This is a genomic window from Bradyrhizobium sp., from assembly GCF_049581145.1.
Classification (GTDB): Bacteria; Pseudomonadota; Alphaproteobacteria; order Rhizobiales; family Xanthobacteraceae; genus Bradyrhizobium.
This window is the reverse complement of the sequence record NZ_JBAURI010000574.1, coordinates 1-4,303: the sequence shown is the minus strand read 5'-3', so window position 1 is coordinate 4,303 and position 4,303 is coordinate 1. Positions and strand designations below refer to the sequence as shown.

Genomic DNA, 4,303 nt, shown 5'->3' with positions numbered 1-4,303 from the left:
CTCTTGAGCCGGGCCGACGCCCCCGCCAGCCCTGCGCCAAACCGCCCGGCACAGTCCCGCCCGGCGCCGCAGCCCGCGAGCAGCGGCAATCCGCTGGAGTCGCTGTCGCTCGACATTGCCCGCCTGATGGATCGCAATCTCGCCGGCGAAATGTGGGATCGCTATCAGCGCGGCGAGGGCAAGGCCTTCAGCAAGCGGCTCTACACCCCGGCCGGCCAGAAAGCCTTCGACGAGGTCGCCCGCAAATATCGTTCGGACCGCAACTTCAAGCAGACCGTCGATCGCTACATCACCGAGTTCGAGCGGCTGCTCGACGAGGTCGCGCGCGACGATCGCGGACCGCAGGCCCTGCGCGGTCACCTCACCTCGGAGACCGGCCTCGTCTATACCCTGCTCGCCCATGCCTCGGGACGGCTTGGGTAGGGCGCAGCCGAAGACCTCTCGATCAAATTGGAAACGGAGGCAGCGATGCCTCCGTTTTTGTCATGCGGCGGAGCATGACGTCGATCTTTTCATCTCCGTGCTGACCATTGCTGAAATCCGGCGCGGGCTGCTAGAAAAACCCAGAGGAAAAAAGCGCGCCCTGGAAGCCTGGTCTTCTGGTCCGGAAGGACCGCAAGCGCTTTTCGCGGGTCGCGTGCTGCCTTTCGAGGAATGGGCAGCCCCTCATCCGGGCGCGGCTGATGGCTGATGGAACGGCCAATGGCCGGCCGTGGAACGGGCTCGGCATGATCATCGCTGCGATAGCTGAGGCCAACGGCTGCACCGTCGCGACCGACAACGAAAAGGATTTTTCCGAACTGAAATTCGCCAATCCGCTTCGAGCCGACGATCGGAAAGATGAGCGAGAGGCAAGCCAGAGCAGCGAACCGCAGGCAGGATCTGGCGCCTTGCTACGGCCGTCTCCTCTCGGTCGCTGCCGGAGCGACCGCAGGGGCCGGCGCCTGGGCCTGGCTGCTGCTGGCGCTGCTGGCGCCGAAGATCAGCCGGGTCGGGTTGCGGTCGAGATTGTTCACGGCGCGGCTGATGTCGGCGAGCGTCTTGCGGCCGTCGGTCATCAGCGCGCCCGAACGCTTGTCGAGATCTTCCGCCAGTTCGCGGATCGATTTCACGGTGAGGAACAGTTCGCCGCCGTCCTTGCCGCCGGCCAGCGCATTGAGGCCAAGCATCAGATTGTCGGCCTTCCCCATCACCCCGTCGACCCGGGCCATCACGTCGTCGATACGCTCGGAGTTGCGCGCCAGCGACTGGGTGAAGACCTCGAGATTATGCAGCGAATTCCTGACCGCCTCCTGGTTGTCGGCGACCACCTTGTTGATGTTCTGCAGCGTGCCGCGGATCGCTTCCGTCACATCCTGCAACCGGTTGGGATCGGCGGTCAGCACCGGGATGCCGTCCTCGTCCAGCGGCACCGGAGGCGCCGCCTCATCGCCGCCCTTCAGTGAAATCGCGGCTACTCCGGTCAGGCCCTGAAACTCCAGACCCACCCGGGTGTCCTTGCGGATCGGGGCGTTGTTCTCGACCATCGCGAGCGCAACGACGCGGCGCGGGTTGTCGAGCTTCACCGAAACCACCTCGCCTACCCTGATACCATTAAAATTGACGTTGCCGCCATTGCGCAGGCCCGCGGCCGGCCCTTCGAAGATGATCCGCAGCGGGCTGCGCAGTTTCGTGGTATGGAGGCTCTGGAACCAGAGCACGAAGCCGAACGCGGCGGCGATCACGGCCAGCGTGAAAGACCCGATCAGGACGTAATTCGCCCGCGTTTCCATTCGAAACTCCGCCTACTATCCCATCACAGCGCGGGCGCGTTTGCCGTGAAAATATTGCCGCAGCCAGGGATGCTGCGAGGCCTGCATGTCGGCCATCGATCCTGCGGCAATGATCTTACCGTTCCCTAAAACGGCGATCCGGTCGCAAGCTGTATAAAGGCTGTCCAGATCGTGGGTTACCATGAAAACGGTCAGGCCCAAAGTGCGCTGCAGGGTCCGCACCAGTTCGTCGAAATCGCCGGCGCCAATCGGATCGAGCCCGGAGGTCGGCTCGTCCAGGAAAACCAGTTCCGGATCGAGCGCCAGCGCGCGCGCAAGCGCCACGCGCTTGATCATGCCGCCGGACAGTTCGGCGGGAAAGCGGTCGGCGACCTCAGGCCGCAGGCCGACCATCCCGAGTTTGGCGACCACGATCTCGTCCAACAGCCGCTGCGAGACCTTGAGATATTCGCGCACCGGGAACTGGATGTTCTGGCGCACCGTCAACGAGGAAAACAGCGCGCCCTGCTGGAACAGGATGCCCCAGCGGCGCTCGACGCCGCGCCGCGCCGCGGTACCGGCCGCATCCAGATCGACGCCGAACACCTCGATGCGGCCACTGATCTTGGGCACCAATCCGATGATGGTGCGCGTCAGCACCGATTTGCCGGCCCCGGAGGGCCCCACAAAGCCCAGAATCTCGCCGCGCCTGACGTCGAGGTCAAGACCGTCGAGCACGCGAGTGGCCCCGAATTGCACGGTGATATCGCGGACGCGGATGATGGAGTCGGTGACCTCCTGCGCCATCATCACATTCCGATCGAGGCGAAGAAGATCGCGAACACGCCGTCCATCACGATCACGAAGAAGATGCCCTTCACCACCGAGGCGGTGGTGTGCTGACCAAGCGATTCGGCCGAGCCCTGCACCGCGAGGCCCTCGACGCAGGCGACGATGCCAATCACCGCCGCCATGACCGGCGCCTTGATGATGCCGACCGTGAAGTGATCGATCGAGATGGCGTCGCGCAGGCGGAGCAGAAAGGCTTCCGGCTCGACGCCGCCATAAAGCCAGGCCACCAGCCCGCCGCCATAGAGCGCTGCCATGGCTCCCAGGAAGGCCAGGATCGGCAGCGCGATGATCAGCGCCAGCATCCGCGGCAGAATCAGCACCTCGATCGGATCGAAACCCATGGTGCGCAGCGCATCGATCTCCTCGCGCATCTTCATGGAGCCGAGTTCGGCGGTGTAGGCGCTCCCTGAGCGGCCGGCGACCATGATCGCCACCAGGAGCACGCCGATCTCGCGCAGCACCAGCACGCCGAGCATGTCGACGACGAAGATATCGGCGCCGAACCTCCGGAAGTGGAAGATGCCCTGCTGAGAAATGATGCAGCCGATCAGGAAGGTGATGAGCACGACGATCGGCACCGCGCGCCAGCACACCTGTTCGAGATGATGCACGGTCGAGGCCAGGCGGAAGCCTCGCGGATGGATCAGGACCCGCCCGCTCGCCACCAACACCGCACCAAGCATGCCGATCAGGGCAAGGATGGTATCGCTGATGCCGGCCACGCTGCGGCCGACCTGCGCCAGCATGCCCGTGATCGTCACCTGAGGCCGCCCGATGGCGGGCACAGCCTTCACGCGGCGCACCTCGTCGACCAGGCTGGCATAATTGACCGAAAGCCCGGCGATATCGGCCTCGATCCCGCCTTGCGTCAGGCTGCGGCGCAATCGCTCGATCAGCCAGGCCCCGAACGTGTCGAGCTTGGAAACCTGCGAAACGTCGATCGAGATGTCGGGCCGGCTTCCGGCGAGCTTTTCGGCCTCGGCAACGATGCCTTCGAGCCGCGCGGCAAAAGGCGCGGTCCAGGACCCAGCCGCCCGCAGCGCCAACGCGCTGCCTTGTGCAATCCGCTCCAGTGTCGGGTCGCTGTTCACGTTCAAGCGCTCCTCGGACTGATCTCAGTTGGCGGCGAAAAGGAACGCCCCAACACGCCGCCGCAGCCTTGCGGAAGGTGCCCCTAACCAGCCATAATTGATTGCACCGGGCAAGCCGGAGCTTCGGGAAATCGCCAGATTTTAAAATGACTTCCGTGGATTCTCCAATCCTTGCCGTGGGCATCGAGCGCTGGCCGATCCAGGGTTCCTTCACGATCAGCCGCGGCGCCAAGACAGAAGCCGTGACGGTCGTGGCGGAAATAGGTCATGGTGGCCATACCGGGCGCGGCGAATGCGTCCCCTATCCACGCTATGGCGAAACGCCCGAAGCCACGCTGGACGCCCTGCGGGCGATGCGGCAGCGCGTCGCGCTGGGACTCGACACGCGAGCCCTGCAGGCCGCGATGCCGCCGGGCGCCGCTCGCAACGCGCTGGATTGTGCCTTGATCGACCTCGATGCCAAAAGTCGCGGCCAACGGGTCTGGGACCTGCTCGGGCGCGTTCGACCGGCCGCCTGTGTCACCGCCTATACGATCTCGCTGGCATCGGCCGAGGCGATGGAAGCGGCCACCGCCAAGGCCGCCCACCGTCGGCTGCTCAAGATCAAGC

4 protein-coding genes and 2 pseudogenes are annotated in these 4,303 nt (G+C 64.9%); 3 read left to right on the top strand and 3 right to left on the bottom strand.

The genetic code is table 11. The annotated features are described in order from the left end of the window. Both WCB02_RS19070 and WCB02_RS19065 read left to right on the top strand, forming a co-directional pair. A partial coding sequence (locus WCB02_RS19070) for a hypothetical protein (RefSeq protein ID WP_423960386.1) occupies positions 1 to 423 on the top strand: 423 nt, incomplete at its 5' end. Further along, positions 401 to 824 (top strand): annotated as a pseudogene (locus WCB02_RS19065) (hypothetical protein); the annotation flags it as partial. The gene WCB02_RS19070 and the pseudogene WCB02_RS19065, both read left to right, overlap by 23 nt. Before the next feature lie 69 nt (positions 825 to 893). Here WCB02_RS19065 and WCB02_RS19060 read toward each other — a convergent pair. The 3 genes from WCB02_RS19060 to WCB02_RS19050 are packed head-to-tail and all read right to left on the bottom strand — an operon-like array spanning position 894 to position 3,694. Continuing rightward, positions 894 to 1,772 carry an MlaD family protein gene (locus WCB02_RS19060; protein ID WP_423960384.1) on the bottom strand — a complete coding sequence of 293 codons (879 nt, stop codon included), beginning with the start codon at positions 1,770 to 1,772 and terminating at the stop codon, positions 894 to 896. 15 nt (positions 1,773 to 1,787) lie between these two features. Then, positions 1,788 to 2,558 carry an ABC transporter ATP-binding protein gene (locus WCB02_RS19055; protein WP_423960382.1) on the bottom strand — a complete coding sequence of 257 codons (771 nt, stop codon included), beginning with the start codon at positions 2,556 to 2,558 and terminating at the stop codon, positions 1,788 to 1,790. 2 nt (positions 2,559 to 2,560) lie between these two features. Next, a complete protein-coding gene (locus WCB02_RS19050) occupies positions 2,561 to 3,694 on the bottom strand; it encodes an MlaE family ABC transporter permease (protein ID WP_423960388.1) in 1,134 nt (377 codons plus the stop codon). A gap of 146 nt (positions 3,695 to 3,840) precedes the next feature. Between WCB02_RS19050 and WCB02_RS19045 the strand changes: the two are divergent. Beyond that, positions 3,841 to 4,303 (top strand): annotated as a pseudogene (locus tag WCB02_RS19045) (dipeptide epimerase); the annotation flags it as partial.